This window comes from Megasphaera sueciensis, from assembly GCF_050219315.1.
GTDB lineage: Bacteria > Bacillota > Negativicutes > Veillonellales > Megasphaeraceae > Megasphaera_A > Megasphaera_A sueciensis.
On the sequence record NZ_CP116939.1, the window covers coordinates 271,075 to 287,124 of the forward strand.

A 16,050-nucleotide genomic window follows, 5' to 3' on the forward strand; every position below is an offset into this window, starting at 1 on the left:
TAGTATAGTATTTTTTGAGAGGAAAGAAGTTATGAAGGTCTATCATATTGTTCCTAAGGATGCAATGACAATACAATTAGACGATGTAAATCGCATAACTGTTGAAAAAGTATGCATGGCAGATGCCGGTAAGAGGTGGCATATATATACCCATGGTGAAGGATGTCGGAATCTGGAGGCCTTGAAAAGAGCTGTTTGCCGGCAATTATCTATTAGTGGAGATGTTATACTTGATCATACCGTAAAAACGAATTTACCCAATCCCGTTTCAGCTCATACCGCGGTATTGGATGATGCTGCCGCTGATTTTGATTCTCTTTGTGAGACTGCCAACGGTGTCGACCTTTCTTGTGATGGTCGTCCCATGCCGGAAGAAGATATGGAGGAAATCGTTGATACAACAGATCGAGATGAGGAAGGATATGCGATTCCTCATGAGGATATGTACGAAAATTTGTATGAAGAAGCGGATGATCTTTGCGATGATGCGTACATCAAAGCTTGCAAGGCTGTTGCCGATGGGCCTAAAAAAGTAGTGTCAAGCGGTAATTCTGCCGGAAGAACAGAGTCAGCTTCTGGTGTTGACAGCCGCGTATGGATGGGAAGAAGTTTTACTGGTGAAACAATAGCCATTAATGATGTTTCTGGAGAAGAAAGAAACGGAGTTATCTTTAAAGGAAAAGTAGTTAAGGCGGAATTTCGTGAATTGAAATCAGGCAGAATACTGTTGTCATTTCAAATAGCAGATAAGACAAATGGTATATCAGCGAAAAAATTTATTGATATATCAAAAGGGGCAGGGAATCCTAACGCAAAATATCGTCGTAAAGATTCTATGACGCCCGAACGGTTTGAAGCCTTGCAGAAAAATCTCAAAGAAGGGGTTTTTGTTCGTGTACATGGCGATGTAAAGTATGATAATTATCAAAATGATTATGTACTCAATGTATATGATATTATGCCGGCTGAAAACAGCGTAGTCGAACGGGAAGATACGAATCCAACTCCGAGAGTGGAATTGCATCTCCATACTATTATGAGTGATATGGATGCCCTTATTACTGTTAAAGAACTTATTAAGACCATAAAAAAATGGAAGCATCCGGCGGTTGCTGTTACTGACCACGGAGTGGTTCAATCTTTTCCCCTTTTGCAGGAAATTGCGACTAATCCCGTGAATAACGTCAAAATTATTTATGGTATGGAAGGGTATTTGTTTGATGAACATATTGATGAATCATATCATATTGTTATTTTGGCAAAAAACATGGTGGGACTGCGTAATCTGTACAAGCTTATCAGTATTTCCCATTTAAAATATATCTATCGCAGTCGTCCGCGGATTCCCCGGGCTGTACTCAATGAATATAGGGAAGGCCTTTTATTGGGATCGGCTTGTGAAGCGGGTGAACTTGTGCGTTCTATGGTGCAGAAAAATTTACCGTATGAAAAACTGAAAGAAATTGCCTCCTATTATGATTATCTTGAAATTCAGCCGCTTACGAATAATCAGTTTTTAGTACGGGAAGGATTGGTGAAAAACGACGAAGAATTACGCAATATTAATCGTACGATAATCAAGTTGGGTGATGAATTGGGGAAGATGACGGTGGCTACTTGTGATGCTCATTTTTTAAATCCCGAGGACAAAATATATCGTGAAATTTTAATGACTGGCAAGGGATTTAAGGATGCTGCTTTTCAACCTGATTTGTATTTGCGTACGACTGATGAAATGTTGGAGGAATTTGCTTATTTAGGAGAAGAACGGGCTCGAGAAGTTGTAATTACGAACCCCAATAAAATTAATGATATGATTGAAAAAGTACGTCCTGTACCGAAGGAGACTTTGTATTTCCCCAAAATCGAAGGGTCATCGGAAGCATTGAAACAAATGTGTTATGATAAGGCGCATGAGATTTATGGAGATCCTTTGCCCGATATTGTGGAAGATCGATTGACAGAAGAATTTACATCTATTTTGGGTCATGGGTTTGGTGTATTGTATTATATCGCACATAAGCTTGTAAAGCACTCTAACGATGATGGATATCTTGTAGGTTCACGGGGGTCCGTTGGCTCTTCTTTTGTTGCGACGATGTCAGGGATTACGGAAGTAAATCCGCTGCCACCTCATTATGTTTGTCCGTCTTGTAAGCACAGCGAGTTTTTTGAAGATGGATCCGTAGGCGGCGGATTTGATTTGCCCGATAAAAAGTGTCCGGTGTGCGGCGCACAATTGCAAAAAAATGGACATAATATCCCGTTTGCTATTTTCTTGGGTTTTGATGGAGATAAAGTACCGGATATTGATTTGAATTTTTCCGGTGAATATCATCCTAAAGCCCATAAATACACAGAAGAACTTTTTGGTAAAGATAATGTTTTCCGTGCTGGTACTATTGGCGCGGTCAAAGATAAAACGGCATATGGTTATGTTATGAAATGGGCCGATTCCAAGGGTATTAAGGTTAACGATGCTTTTGTCAATAGCCTTGTTTCTGGTTGTACCGGCGTCAAAAATACAACGGGTCAGCATCCCGGCGGCGTTATGGTAATTCCACGTGATATGGATGTCCATCATTTTACGCCGGTCCAATATCCGGCTAATAAAAAGGATTCAGGAATTATTACGACTCATTTCGACTATCATTCTATCGAAGGACGGTTAGTCAAACTTGATATCCTGGGGCATGATGATCCGACATTCATACGCATGCTTGAGGATTTGACGGGTCTTGATGCGACGAAGGTGCCTTTTGATGATCCGGCAACCATGAGTTTATTTAGCTCTACCAAAGCACTGGATTTGGATCCGCAGGAGCTGGGCAGTGAAGTGGGAAGCCTGGGAATTCCTGAATTCGGGACTTCTTTTGTCCGGCAGATGCTGGTTGATACTAAACCTAAGACGTTTTCTGAATTGGTGCGGATTTCCGGCTTTTCTCATGGTACGGATGTATGGCTCAATAATGCCAAGGATTTAATTACTTCTCATACCGTTCCTTTAAAAGAAGCCATTTCTACGCGTGATGATATTATGAACTATTTGATTGAGCACGGAGTAAAACCAAAAACCGGTTTTAAGGTCATGGAAAATGTGCGAAAAGGGAAAGGGATTGATAAGAAAAATAAACTCGGTCAAAAGACTACGGACTACGAAGGAGAACTTAAAGCGGCTCATATTCCCAACTGGTTTCTTGAATCATGTCACAAAATTGGTTATTTATTCCCGCGTGCCCATGCGGTGGCGTACGTAATGATGGCGTTTCGTATTGCTTGGTTTAAAATTAATCAACCATTGGCTTATTATGCTGCTTTTTTTACCATCCGGGCAAAGGCGTTCAAATTATCGTGTATGGTTCCGGGATTGGAGGCACAACGACGTGCTATGAAAGAAATTGCGGCACAGGGTAAAGCGGCATCTCCTCGGGATCAGGATCTGTATTCCGCATTGGAAATAGCTGTGGAGATGAGTTTACGCGGATATTCTTTTCTGAATGTCGATATTAATTTATCGGCAGCAACGAAATTTACCATTTATGATGGAAAATTACTGCCTCCGTTTACATCGGTAGAAGGATTGGGAGAAAATGTTGCTGAACAGATCGTTACGTCTCGCAAGCAGCAGCCGTTTAGTTCTAAAGCGGATCTTAAGATGCGCGGCAAGGTTTCGCAATCACTCATTGATTTAATGTCAGAACAAGGATGTTTGGGGGATTTGCCGGAGGATGAACAGATAGACTTGTTTGCCATGTAATTTGCCTATCGACATTTGTATATTTCTGCTTTATAATAAATAAATGAATTTAATAGGATAAAGCGTAAAAGCAAAAGGCGAGAGAGGTGTCATTATGAGTGCCAATGAAAAATTGAAGGATCATCTTCATGATCAATTATTTGAATCTATTTTAGAATTAAAAGATTTGGATGAGTGCTACGAGTTTTTTGAAGATTTGTGTACGGTTCAAGAGATGAAAGCCATTTCTGCAAGACTTGAAGTTGCACGAATGCTCAAGGCCGGTGACATATATGAAGACATCGTCAAAAAAACCGGGGCTAGTACGGCAACGATCAGCCGCATTAAACGTTGTCTTATGTATGGCAGCGGCGGTTACGATAAAATTCTTGACCGTATGGCCCAAAAACATCCGGAAATGATTAAGTTGGAAAAAAAGAAATAGAGTTGTATGAAAAAAGACCTGCTTTTTAGCAGGCCTTTTTTAGACTTGAAGTGAATGGTGTTTTTAATAGCGGCTATTTAATTTTATTTTTTAATGTCCCGATACCTGAAATTGAGATTTCTACGCAGTCTCCCGAATGGAGATAGCGGGGAGGGTTAAAGCCTGCACCGACGCCTGAAGGTGTCCCGGTGGCAATGATATCACCGGCTTGTAAGGTCGTACCTTGTGAAATAGTTGTGATCAACTGAGAGATTGTAAATATGAATTCTCCGGTTGAACCGTCTTGACGAACTTCGTTATTTACTTTGGTTATCACATCAAAGGTATCTGGGGCCGCATCACGAAGCAAGATATAAGGACCCATGGGACAAAATGTATCCAGACTTTTGCCATGGAACCATTGACTATGATTACGTTGCAAGTCACGAGCGGTAACGTCATTGAGAATAGTAAAACCATATACATAATCCATTGCCTCACTTATGGGGATGTCACAATCGCTTTTGCCGATGATAACAGCCAATTCTCCTTCATAATCAAGTTCTGCCGTTACATTTTTATGTGGATTGATCAAGTCTTCCGGACCAATGACACTGGAGGTCGCTTTTGTAAAAATAATGGGGTATTTTGGAATGGTAGGGTTGGTTGTTTTATCGAATTCTACGATATGTTCGGTGTAATTTTTACCAATGCAGAAAATGTTGCGTTCTACATGAGGAATGGGAGCAAGAATACGAATCGTATCAAGGAGTTTTGCTTCTATGGCACCTTCTTTTTCATTTTGCTCTAAGGCATCTGCAAGAGCTAATAATCCGTCATTCCCTTGCCGGATGAATTCCAGAAGTGTTTCTGGAAGCGGCGTAAAAAAACCTTCTTCCAAAGCAATTGCACTATATACGCCTGTTTCCTCTTCATTAAGAACTCCCCACTGGACGAGTCCCATATCTTCAAAGGTTAATAATTTTTTCATATTCATAGATTGGCCTCCTTTTGTTGCTTTGTATTTAATTATATAATTTTTATTATACCATATATGATATAGCAAATCATGGTGTCGCAATAAAGGAGATTGTGGTACAATACTTTCGTATGAACGAAAGGAGAGATTGGACATGAAAAAATATAAAATTGTAATAGCTGCAAATTATATACATCCTCGTTTTTTAGAAATAATTGCGCCGTACTGCGAGATTATCCGGCAATGGAAGTATCCCGAACAGATATCAGAAAATCTCTTAGCACAATGGATCAGCGAAGCGGATGGACTTGTAGCCGGCGAAGGATCACCGGTAACGGCGAAAGTACTGGCACAAGCAAAAAAATTGAAAGTGATAACACTTCCGCAAACCGGATATAATGAAGTAGATATTGCGGCGGCAACGTCATATGGTATTCCAGTGGGACATACTCCCGGAGTTCTTACGGAAACGGTGGCCGAACTGGCAATGGCAATTACTTTATGCGCTGCTCGTGACCTTATTCCAGCGCATCAATTTGTGCTGGATGGGAAGTGGATGGAGGGTCAGTACCCTGTTTTTGGTATGGACTTATCACGGCGTACTATGGGGATTTTGGGAATGGGGGCTATCGGGATATCGTTATCTCGACGGGCACGTGCCTGCGGGATGACGATTATTTATCATAATCGTCATCCTAGAACGGATGATCCCATACGGTGTACGGAATATGTTACGATTGATGAACTTTTGCGTCGTTCTGATGTGTTGGTTGCCGCCGTGCCTCTTACCGATGAAACACGGCATGTAATTGATATGAATTGGTTTAAGAAAATGAAAAAAACAGCTATTTTTGTTAATATTGCACGAGGGGGCGTTGTTAACACCTCGGATTTAATAACTGCGTTGCAAACAGGACAAATCGCAAAAGCGGCTCTTGATGTATCTGAACCGGAACCCTTGCCAGCGGAGCATCCACTGCTGGCGTTGCCTAATGCATTAGTATTTCCGCATATTGGCAGTCTTACGGAACGGACACGAATTGATATGGCCGAATTGGCAGCACGCAATTTATTGAAAGGCCTTGCAGGAAAATCATTGGAGGCGTGTGTGAACGAGAAAGTAAATTATAGTTCTAATTCTTAAGTAGTTACTAGTTTGACCGGCATATTTATGCTACAATAAAGTATCATAGCAAGAAAGAGGAGAGGGCGTTCCATGGACAACGAAATCACAAAAAACTTTATCGAAAATTTCATTGACGAAGATAATGAGGCGAATACGTATGAGAAAAGGGTACATACGCGTTTTCCGCCGGAACCGAACGGATATCTGCATATAGGGCATGCAAAGTCAATATGCCTTAATTTTGGGATAGCCAAAAAATACGGTGGTTTGACAAATCTTCGTTTTGATGATACTAATCCGGCCAAGGAAGACATAGAATACGTCGATTCTATTAAAGAAGATGTAAAATGGCTGGGGTTTACTTGGGATGATCGCATGTTTTATGCCTCCGATTATTTTGATAAGTTGTATGCATATGCTGTAAAACTTATTAAGCTGGGAAAAGCGTATGTGGATGATTTGACAGGGGAACAAATCCATGAATACCGCGGTACTTTTTCTAAGCCTGGCAAGGAAAGTCCGTATCGGGACCGCAGTGTAGAAGAAAATATAAAATTATTTGAAGAAATGAAGGCTGGAAAATACGCTGATGGGGAAAAAGTACTGCGTGCAAAAATTGATATGGCCAGTCCTAATATTAATCTTCGTGATCCGGTTATTTACCGGATTGTGCATGCCGAACATCACCGTACCGGCAATGCTTGGTGCATTTATCCTATGTATGATTTTGCTCATCCCGTATCTGACGCGATAGAACGTATTACACATTCTATCTGTACACTTGAATTCGAAGATCATCGCCCCTTATATAACTGGGTGTTGGAAGATTGGGACGATCCAGAAGGACAAAAACCTCGCCAAATCGAGTTTGCCAGACTCAATGTAACAAAGATGATTACAAGCAAACGCAAATTGCGCACGCTCGTGGAAAAAGGAATCGTCAGCGGTTGGGATGACCCTCGCATGCCGACCATTTCGGGTATACGCCGTCGTGGTTATACGCCGGAATCTATTCGTGATTTTTGTGAACGCATTGGGGTAGCTAAAGCGGACAGTATGGTAGATATTTCTCTTTTGGAATATTGTATTCGTGAAGATTTAAAACTTAAGGCGCCTCGCATTATGACAGTTATAGATCCGATTAAAGTGGTTATTACAAATTATCCCGATGATTTGGTAGAAGATCTGACGGCCGAAAATAATCAGGAAAATGAAGAAATGGGGCTGCGTACGATCCATTTCAGTAAAGAACTGTATATTGACCGGCAAGATTTTATGGAGGAACCGGTAAGAAAATTTTTCCGTCTTGCCCCTGGCAGAGAAGTTCGTTTAAAATATGCGTATATCATTCAATGTGAGGAAGTTATTAAAGACGCGGAGGGAAATATACTGGAACTCCACTGTATGTATGACCCGGAAAGTAAGAGCGGCAGCGGGGTGCATGCAAATCGCAAGGTAAAAGGAACGCTGCATTGGGTATCGACTGCTGATGCAGTTGATGTGGAAACACGATTGTATGACTATCTCTTGACTGATGAAACACCGGAAGAAGAGGAAGACAGCATATCAGATAACAAGGATTTTCTTTCTAAAATTAATCCGCACAGTTTGGATGTATATCATAGTAAAGCGGAAGCATGCATCAAAGATGCTGAAATCGGTGATCATTTTCAATTTCTGCGGCAGGGATACTTTGTCATTGATTCAGATACAACAGCAACGCATATTGTTGTTAATCGTATTGTAGGTTTGCGGGATACTTGGGCGAAAATGCAGAAAAAAAGATAGATGATAACTATATAAAAATTTGATTAAACTGGTATAAAAAAAATGGACCGGCTAAGAAAATTCTTAGAATTTTCTTAGAAAACCGGTTCTTTTTCGTCTTTCAGTTGCGGCCAGTATGACTAAACTGTATAATGATATAGTACACAAAGTACCTGTAAGAGGGGATGATTTTTTTGAAAATGATTGGAGCTCATGGCGTAGGAATGTTTATTTTGTTTCTGGTCATTGGAGGTATCCTGGGAGGTATTCTGGGTGAATTATTATCTCAGATCAGCTTTGGCAGCCTTATGCCCATGTTATCACAACACTATGAAATTTTTAATATTCAAAATGTAGACTTGAATCTCTATGTATTGGAACTCAAATTCGGCATTCGTTTTGCACCTAATATACTAAGCCTATTGGGCATACTGCTTGCCGTATTTATCTTTCGACGTCTTTGATGGGAGTGATTGACGTGTTGATTTTAGCATCTGGTTCACCTAGACGCCGTGAATTATTGGCACAGATCGGAATAGCCTATATGGTGAATCCCAGCTCATATAATGAGCAGTCCCCTAAAAAGAAAAATCCTGAAAAATATGTATTGGCACAAGCTGCTGGCAAGGCACGAGATGTTGCTGGAAAATTTCCCGGACAGTGGGTGCTAGGCGCAGATACGGTAGTGGCTGTTAACGGAACTATATTAGGAAAACCGCGGAATGATAAGGAAGCTATCCGTATGCTGCATGAATTGTCCGGGAAAAAACATTCTGTATATACGGGAGTAACATTGGCTTGCAGTGATAAGGAATATATGCAGGTTGTAGAAACAAAGGTTTGGTTCCGTAAGTTAGGAGACAGAGAAATAGAGCGGTACGTTGCGACGGGAGAACCGATGGATAAGGCTGGAGCCTACGGTATACAAGGAAAAGCTGCTGCTTTTGTTGATAAAATAAATGGCTCCTATACGAATGTTGTGGGTCTCCCCTTGTCACAAGTCTACAAAATGCTTAAGAAGGCAAAGGTGACTTAATGACCGTAGATGTAAGACATATGGTTCTATGTGAAAAACCACGGGAAAAATTTATGAGACAAGGTCCGAGGGCCGTAACCGATCAGGATTTATTAGCAATCTTATTGCGGACGGGTATAAAGGGACATTCTGTGTTAGATATTTCACGTGATGTTTTGCGTTTACTTCCCAATGAAAATTTGTATTATTTGGGAGAGACGAGTATTAGTGATTTATGTACTGTTCGTGGATTAGGTGTTGATAAAGCGGTTACTGTTTGTGCGGCTATTGAATTAGGGAAACGAATTTCCCGGCAGCGGGCCAAACAAAGTTCGCCTGATTTCAGTTCTCCGCAAGCTATTGCTGATTATGTCATGGAGGATATGAGAGTTTTGCCGCAGGAACAATTTGCAGCGGCATATTTATCTACGAAAAACCAGCTTATATCGTTTCAAACACTGACGGTTGGTACGATTAACGCATCTCTGGCTAAATCAAGGGATGTGTTTCGATATGCAATACGATATAATGCAGCGGCTGTTATTCTGCTGCATAATCATCCATCCGGTGATCCAGAGCCAAGCCGCGAGGATATTACTGTGACACAGCGCATATCAGAAGCTGGAAGGGTCATGGAAATTCCCGTTCTTGATCATATCATTATTGGTGATGGCACATTTGTTAGTCTTTGCGAACGGGGATACATATAAATAGTTAGACAGCACTCAGCTTTTTGGGTGCTGTTTTTGATGCAGGACAGCCTCCGTTTTTTATAAAACTTCTATTTTGCATTTTTTCTGTATCTATTGCTATAATAAGAAATAATATATTTGTTCGAGGAGGCGTTAAACATGATGAAAAAAAAATTTTTACTATCTGTCTGTGTGTGCCTTATGACGTTTGGTTTTGCTGCAGCCCGAGTAACTCCGGCTGATATAATCACGGTGAATCAAAAGACAACGATGGAAAACTCTGATGGCATGAGTGTGTATACTTTACAATATCCCATTGTAAAAACGAGGGATAATGTTTTTGCAGGACAAAAAATTTCGTATTATTTTTCTCATAATGTAGATCGATATGTCAAAGTATTTACAACCGGTAAAGACAGCCAAGTGAAACGTACCATGGATAGAAAATTTGCAGTTAAGCTAAATGATGGAAAATATTTATCTATTCTGGAACAAACATATGTGTATGTTGATCATGCAGCGCATCCTTCCAGCGGATGTGTTGGTGCGACTTTTGATTTGCAGACAGGAAAAAGATTAAGTTGGCAGCAAATAGTTCGCCCGGAGGACGAAAAATATTTTACGTTGGAAGCAGTTAACGCTAAACTTTTATCTAGCGAGTATGGTCAGAAACATTATTTTTACAATGATTTTAAAGGATTAAAAAATCTTCCCAATAATTATTATTTAGATGCTGAAAGTCATATTCATTTTCTTTTTGGACAATATGAAATAGCACCGTATGTTGTGGGTATTATCGATATTGACATGGAAAAAACAGCAAAATAGGGATAAAAGCGTAAAAAAATATATATTTTAATAAATAATAATTACTATTAGTTGATAAATGGGCTGATATGTGGCATAATAGATATATGAGTTAAATAAGCTATAACGGAAAGATGCAAAGGAGGTTTGAAATATGAATATTGTTGTATTAGTAAAACAGGTACCGGCTATTTCTGATATCAAAATTGATGCGAAGGATAAAAATTTGGTCCGTGTCGGAGCACCGTCTATGTTAAATCCGGTGGATGTTCATGCTATTGAAGCAGCTTTAGCTGTCAGAGAGTCTGTCGGTGGGACCATTACACTTATTACGATGGGAACTGCCTTGGCAGGCGAAGGCATGCGGGATGGAATTGCCATGGGAGCAAACGCAGGTGTTCTTGTATCAGATGAACGCATGGCCGGTTCAGATACATTGGCAACTGGAAAAATATTGGCAAAGGCTGTTGAAAAAATTGGTAACGTAGATTTGGTTTTAACAGGCAAGCATTCTACCGATGGCGATACGGGACAAATACCCCCGGCAGTTGCACAACGTTTGGGAATGTCCCTTATTACGTATGCTGAATCCGTTACTGTGGAAGGTAATGTTCTTAAAGCAACACGGAAAAATAATGATGGACTTGAAACTGTGGAAGCACAGTTGCCGGCAGTTTGTTCTGTTACGGAAACTGCAAACACACCTCGCTCGGCTAACATCCGAGGGAAAATGATGGCTAAAAAAGCCGTTTTTGAAGTATGGAGATTGGAAGATCTGGGGCTAAGTCCCGAAGAAGCTGGTACTGCCGGTTCGGCTACAGAGGTTACCGAGTTGTTTGCACCAGAACCGCATGCGGCGGGAATCATCATCAACGGTGATGATGAAGCGCAGGCAATACATAAGCTTATAGAAATACTGGCTTCGGAAAAGGCAATATAAGGAGGTGTGTTCTATGGAAATGAAAAATAGCGTATGGGTATATATTGAACTTAGTAATGGTAAACCAAGTCAGGTAAGTCAGGAATTACTTGGAAAAGGAAGAGAACTTGCCGATAGCCGGAAAGTTCCTCTAACAGCAGTTCTTATTGGAGACGACATTGAAAGCGCTTCAAAATGTGTTATTGGGTATGGTGCTGATGTTGCTGTTGTTGTAGAAAATCCGTCATTGAAGGATTTTAATGCTGATTTTTATGCTGAAGCTATGACCGGCATGATACAAAAATATGAACCCAATGTAATTCTTATAGGAGCTTCGCATAATGGGCGTGATATAGGCGGACGGTTGTCCGCTATGCTAAATTTAGGCCTTGTGGCTGATTGCATTGATGCCCGTTATGAAGGAGAGGGAGACGCTGTTACTTGGATTCGTCCGGCTTATACAGGTAAGCTTTTTGTTAAGATTCTTACAACAACGCGACCCCAGCTGGCTACTATCAGCGATAAAATTTTTCACGGCAATTCATTTGATGGACAACGTACAGGTAAAATTATAAAAGAAACTGTTGATTTGTCAGGCCGGCAGGTCATGCAAAAAGTAACAGATTTTGTGTCTACACCTCCGGAAGAAAAAGAATTCAGTCTTGAAACAGCAGATATTGTGGTGGGTGCTGGCCGAGGTGTAGGGGATGAAGCAGGTTTGAAAAAAGTGACAGAATTTGCTGCTTCTATTGGAGCTGCATTGGGTGTATCTAAACCCCTTGTTGATAACGGTTGGGCACCTTATGAATTGCAGGTTGGCATTACGGGCAAGAAAATTGCTCCTAAAATATACATCGCACTTGGTATTTCAGGTGCTATTCAACATCAGCTGGGTATTAAAGAGGCAGGTCTTATCATTGCCGTTAATAAGGATCCGGATGCACCCATTTTTAAATTTGCTCATTACGGGATTGTAGGAGATTTATTTAATGCGATGCCGATTATTAAAGAAGAGTTGGAAAAATTAAAATAAGAATGGAAAAAAGATGTCTCAGATAGTATTCTGAGGCATCTTTTTTTGTTGCCTGCATCAATATCTTTATTAAAGCATAATTAGAGAATGCTTAAGATAAACTTATAACTGGGAAATTTGAGATTAAAGTATAATTATATTACCCATGTTGTAACGATGCATATGCTATGATTTGTCTTGTAGTACTGGAATATGCTTGGAGGTGACGAGATGGAGGAGGTTCATTGGCAACTGCCCCTTTCTTCGGAAACAAATGCACAGAATATAGTGGATTCTGTATTAGGTCATGCTGTTCAGGCAGGTGTAAGCGATATTCATATTGAACCTATGGATCATTGTGTACGTATTCGTTTTCGTTTTGATGGAGTATTATTTCAGGCAGGAGAACTACCGAGTCATATGCTTGAAAAAATAACTGCCCGCGTAAAAATTATGAGTTCTTTGGATATTGCTAATAAACGGCTGCCTCAGGATGGCAGGATGATTTGGCAGACGGATGACCGATCCATTGACATGCGTGTCAGTACGATGCCTACTGTCCGGGGTGAAAAAACGGTAATCCGTCTTCTGGATGCTAATCGTGTCCATTTAGACCTGGATACATTGGGATTAGGAGAAAGTGTGGTGCCTATGCTGAGACGGTTATCTCGTAACAGTAAAGGATTGTTGTTAATCAGCGGTTCGACTAACAGTGGAAAAACAACAACTCTGTATGCTATGCTGCGAGAATTATTAAGTCCGGCAGTTAGCATTGCAACAATGGAAGATCCTGTCGAATATCAATTACAGGGAGTGAGCCAAAGTCAAATTAATCCTAAAGGAGGTCTTTTGTTTCACAATGGCCTGCGTGCACTCTTGCGACAAGATCCAGATATTCTTGTTATTGGGGAGATGCGGGATCGAGAAACTGCAGAAATTGCAGTTCGAGCAGCATTAACCGGTCATCTTGTGTTTTCTACCCTTCATACTTCCAGCGCCGTAGAGGCACCGATACGCTTGGCTGACATGGGTATTGAAAAATATTTGTTAAGTGAAGCCTTAGTGGGTATCATTTCACAGAAGTTGGTGCGTAAGATTTGTCGTCACTGTTGCGTGCCCGCTGCTGAAGAACAGAGACAAGGACGATATAGACATGTGGGATGTACGCATTGTTTTCATACTGGTTATACCGGGCGTATTTGTCTCTGTGAAGTCGTGCCGGTGGGAAGGCATATGCGGAAGCAGATCCGTAATTCCGATAACGCAGAGATCTTGCGGGACGCGGCAAAAGCTGATGGTGCTTGGTTTATGAAACAGTCTGTCGAAGAAGCACTGGCAAAAGGAATGACCGATTGGGCAGAAATTCAACGTATGTATGACGAGTGAGGATTCTTCATGGATATCATGACTATTATTGCAGCGGCAATTGAAAAAAAAGCTACAGACGTACATTTACAAGAACATAAGCTGCCTTTATTGCGTACAGGTATGGAACTTTTCCCGTTGGAAGGGGAAGTTGCGGAGTCATGTGATCTTTCTTCCTGGTTGAATGCATATGGCTGTAACTTACCGGTGTGCGGTGAACTTTCTCTGGCCGTTGACTTACAGGATGGTATTCGGTGTCGTGTCAATATTTTCCCTGAACATGCGGGGTATCATGCCGCACTTCGTTTGCTGTATCCTTTGCAGTGGCTGCCGCCTGATAAAGATGCAGTTATTCTGGAACATATCAGTCAGATGAAACATGGACTAGTTCTTATTACGGGACCTACGGCGAGTGGGAAAACTACTACGTTATGGCGTATTATGGAATATCTGAACAATAGCAGACGATGCCATATTATTACCCTGGAAGATCCTATAGAATATATTCTTCCAGGGAAGAAAGCGTTGATTTCACAGCGGGAATTGGGAAAACATTTTTTAACCTTTCAAGATGGTGTTCGGCAGTCTTTGAGGCAAGATCCAGATGTGCTTCTTGTTGGAGAAATGCGTGACGGAGTTACAATGGAAGCAGCTCTTACAGCCGCGGAAACAGGCCATCTTGTGTTTTCTACTCTTCATACAAACTCTGCGGCACAGACGATATCCAGAATTGTAGGAGCGGTTCCTGCTGCTAGACAGGAAGAATTGCGATGCCGATTATCGATGGTGCTGCAAGCGGTATTGGCACAACAGCGTTTTTGTGATGATTCGGGGACTCATGTAGCAAGAGAAGTGTTATTTCAGACAACGGCGGTTGCCCAACTTATTCGGACAGGACGTGAGTATCAATTAGAATCCGTTCTTCAGACGGGTGCTGCTTACGGCATGCGTACAATGGAACAAGCATTAGCGCTTTACGGTAAAAAAAATTATGAAAAAGTTTATTGTTAGTCTTATTGATTCATCGGGACGACGATTAGAAAGAACGCTATATGCTGTTTCTGAACAGGAAGCACGCAGGACTGCGGCTCGCCAATCCTTGTACATTTTGGAATTTCGAAAAAGAAGCTCTGTTTTTACCCTCTTACAGAAACAAGAGCGGCTTACGTCTTCTAAATTGGCAGTATTGTTTCAACAATTAGCTGTCATGACAGCAACAGGAATTACTTTTGTACAAGGATGGCGGCTGGTCCAGTGTGATATGCCGAAGAAATGTGCTGTAAAGATGGAAACAGCAGCGCAGCTGATGGAAGGGGGAATGAATCCCTCGGCAGCTATGGAGCAGTCTGGATTGTTTCCTGTACTCGCTTGCAATATCATTAAAGCAGGTGAGCATTCTGGCAACATGGATAAAATGCTGCATCTCTTAGGGGAATATTATGAGAAAGCAGGAAAACAAAAACAAGAGCTGATCAATGTCTTAGTATATCCGGCGTTTCTTATTATTTGTACAGTATTAATGTTGTTTTGTGCGGTATTTTACATTTTGCCTGTATTTGAAACGATGTTTCAGCAAATGGATGTTCCGTTACCGGTACCGGCACAGGCATTACTGTCAGTGCAGCATCAGTTGTGCTACTATCCGGAACGATGTTTTTTTACCGTGATTATTTTTATAGTGGGTAGTATCGCTGGGGTACGGCAGCAGCGGTATCGTGTGATGTTAGAAGAATATATAATGCAGATTGACGTGTTGCGCCGAATTTGCATTATTGGATGCTGGGCACGATTCAGCCGTATTTTAGCGGTACAGCTTGCCGGAGGGATGCCGCTGCTGTCGGCACTTTATGATGCGGCTGCTGTTATATCTGTAATTTGGTTTAAAAAAAAAATAAATAGTATAATACGGTATTTGGAAAGCGGAATGTCATTCAGTCGGGCGGTACAAATCAGTAAGTCAGGCACGGCATATATTGAAACAATGTTGCTTGTGGGAGAAACAACAGGCAACTATGAAGAAGTCCTGCAAGCTATTTCCGGGTACTATGAATGGCGGTTGCATGTCATGTTAAAGCGTGGCAAAAAGCTTTTGGAACCAACTATTCTTTTGATTACGGGTATTATTGTCGGTGGGATTATACTATGCCTTTTACTGCCGCTTTTGGATGCGGTTACTTTTATGGTAAAGTAAGTAACGTTTGAAGGGAG

The 16,050-nt window shown here is 41.1% G+C and carries 14 protein-coding genes; 13 read left to right on the plus strand and 1 reads right to left on the minus strand.

Translation table 11 applies throughout. The annotated features are described in order from the left end of the window. Positions 1–31: 31 nt before the first annotated feature. Positions 32–3,757, plus strand: a complete 3,726-nt coding sequence (locus NXG62_RS01340) for a PolC-type DNA polymerase III (RefSeq protein ID WP_427113258.1) — start codon at positions 32–34, stop codon at positions 3,755–3,757. Positions 3,758–3,851: 94 nt separating this feature from the next. Beyond that, a complete protein-coding gene (locus tag NXG62_RS01345; RefSeq protein WP_091649313.1) occupies positions 3,852–4,181 on the plus strand; it encodes a YerC/YecD family TrpR-related protein in 330 nt (109 codons plus the stop codon). A 73-nt stretch (positions 4,182–4,254) separates the two neighbouring features. Here the strand turns inward: NXG62_RS01345 and NXG62_RS01350 are convergent, their stop codons facing one another. Then, complete coding sequence (locus tag NXG62_RS01350; protein ID WP_427113259.1) at positions 4,255–5,157, minus strand: fumarylacetoacetate hydrolase family protein; 903 nt, start codon at positions 5,155–5,157, stop codon at positions 4,255–4,257. 136 nt (positions 5,158–5,293) lie between these two features. Between NXG62_RS01350 and NXG62_RS01355 the strand changes: the two genes are divergently transcribed. From NXG62_RS01355 to NXG62_RS01405, 11 genes are all read left to right on the plus strand, one after another. Beyond that, entirely contained in the window at positions 5,294–6,283 is a 990-nt protein-coding gene (locus NXG62_RS01355; protein WP_427113260.1) for a 2-hydroxyacid dehydrogenase, read from the plus strand. Positions 6,284–6,355: 72 nt separating this feature from the next. After that, entirely contained in the window at positions 6,356–8,053 is a 1,698-nt protein-coding gene (locus NXG62_RS01360) for a glutamine--tRNA ligase/YqeY domain fusion protein (RefSeq protein WP_427113261.1), read from the plus strand. Between the two features lie 179 nt (positions 8,054–8,232). Next, complete coding sequence (locus tag NXG62_RS01365; protein WP_091649330.1) at positions 8,233–8,496, plus strand: DUF4321 domain-containing protein; 264 nt, start codon at positions 8,233–8,235, stop codon at positions 8,494–8,496. A 14-nt stretch (positions 8,497–8,510) separates the two neighbouring features. Further along, the gene (locus NXG62_RS01370; RefSeq protein ID WP_427113262.1) at positions 8,511–9,068 is read left to right on the plus strand and encodes a Maf family protein; all 558 of its coding nucleotides are present in this window, start codon (positions 8,511–8,513) and stop codon (positions 9,066–9,068) included. Continuing rightward, the gene (radC, locus tag NXG62_RS01375; RefSeq protein WP_427113263.1) at positions 9,068–9,757 is read left to right on the plus strand and encodes a RadC family protein; all 690 of its coding nucleotides are present in this window, start codon (positions 9,068–9,070) and stop codon (positions 9,755–9,757) included. The genes NXG62_RS01370 and radC overlap by 1 nt, the downstream gene beginning before the upstream one ends. Before the next feature lie 141 nt (positions 9,758–9,898). Further along, positions 9,899–10,567 carry an RsiV family protein gene (locus NXG62_RS01380; RefSeq protein ID WP_427113264.1) on the plus strand — a complete coding sequence of 223 codons (669 nt, stop codon included), beginning with the start codon at positions 9,899–9,901 and terminating at the stop codon, positions 10,565–10,567. A gap of 133 nt (positions 10,568–10,700) precedes the next feature. After that, positions 10,701–11,486, plus strand: coding sequence for an electron transfer flavoprotein subunit beta/FixA family protein (locus NXG62_RS01385; protein WP_427113265.1), 786 nt, complete (start codon positions 10,701–10,703; stop codon positions 11,484–11,486). 13 nt (positions 11,487–11,499) lie between these two features. Next, on the plus strand, positions 11,500–12,498 hold the full coding sequence (locus NXG62_RS01390; RefSeq protein WP_427113266.1) for an electron transfer flavoprotein subunit alpha/FixB family protein: 999 nt from the start codon (positions 11,500–11,502) through the stop codon (positions 12,496–12,498). A gap of 210 nt (positions 12,499–12,708) precedes the next feature. Continuing rightward, positions 12,709–13,863: a GspE/PulE family protein gene (locus NXG62_RS01395; protein WP_427113267.1), complete on the plus strand. Its 1,155-nt coding sequence runs from the start codon at positions 12,709–12,711 to the stop codon at positions 13,861–13,863. A gap of 9 nt (positions 13,864–13,872) precedes the next feature. Further along, the gene (locus tag NXG62_RS01400) at positions 13,873–14,853 is read left to right on the plus strand and encodes a type IV pilus twitching motility protein PilT (RefSeq protein ID WP_427113268.1); all 981 of its coding nucleotides are present in this window, start codon (positions 13,873–13,875) and stop codon (positions 14,851–14,853) included. Continuing rightward, positions 14,834–16,033, plus strand: a complete 1,200-nt coding sequence (locus NXG62_RS01405; protein WP_427113269.1) for a type II secretion system F family protein — start codon at positions 14,834–14,836, stop codon at positions 16,031–16,033. Before NXG62_RS01400 ends, NXG62_RS01405 begins: the two co-directional genes overlap by 20 nt. The last annotated feature ends 17 nt before the right edge of the window (positions 16,034–16,050 follow it).

What these genes read in the sequence shown, in the direction of transcription:
- NXG62_RS01395 (WP_427113267.1), top strand. Translation starts at nt 12,709, where the DNA reads ATGGAGGAGGTTCATTGGCAACTGCCCCTTTCTTCGGAAACAAATGCA.
- NXG62_RS01350 (WP_427113259.1), bottom strand. Translation starts at nt 5,157, where the DNA reads ATGAATATGAAAAAATTATTAACCTTTGAAGATATGGGACTCGTCCAG.
- NXG62_RS01355 (WP_427113260.1), top strand. Translation starts at nt 5,294, where the DNA reads ATGAAAAAATATAAAATTGTAATAGCTGCAAATTATATACATCCTCGT.
- NXG62_RS01340 (WP_427113258.1), top strand. Translation starts at nt 32, where the DNA reads ATGAAGGTCTATCATATTGTTCCTAAGGATGCAATGACAATACAATTA.
- NXG62_RS01345 (WP_091649313.1), top strand. Translation starts at nt 3,852, where the DNA reads ATGAGTGCCAATGAAAAATTGAAGGATCATCTTCATGATCAATTATTT.
- NXG62_RS01405 (WP_427113269.1), top strand. Translation starts at nt 14,834, where the DNA reads ATGAAAAAGTTTATTGTTAGTCTTATTGATTCATCGGGACGACGATTA.
- NXG62_RS01385 (WP_427113265.1), top strand. Translation starts at nt 10,701, where the DNA reads ATGAATATTGTTGTATTAGTAAAACAGGTACCGGCTATTTCTGATATC.
- radC (WP_427113263.1), top strand. Translation starts at nt 9,068, where the DNA reads ATGACCGTAGATGTAAGACATATGGTTCTATGTGAAAAACCACGGGAA.
- NXG62_RS01360 (WP_427113261.1), top strand. Translation starts at nt 6,356, where the DNA reads ATGGACAACGAAATCACAAAAAACTTTATCGAAAATTTCATTGACGAA.
- NXG62_RS01365 (WP_091649330.1), top strand. Translation starts at nt 8,233, where the DNA reads ATGATTGGAGCTCATGGCGTAGGAATGTTTATTTTGTTTCTGGTCATT.
- NXG62_RS01400 (WP_427113268.1), top strand. Translation starts at nt 13,873, where the DNA reads ATGGATATCATGACTATTATTGCAGCGGCAATTGAAAAAAAAGCTACA.
- NXG62_RS01380 (WP_427113264.1), top strand. Translation starts at nt 9,899, where the DNA reads ATGATGAAAAAAAAATTTTTACTATCTGTCTGTGTGTGCCTTATGACG.
- NXG62_RS01390 (WP_427113266.1), top strand. Translation starts at nt 11,500, where the DNA reads ATGGAAATGAAAAATAGCGTATGGGTATATATTGAACTTAGTAATGGT.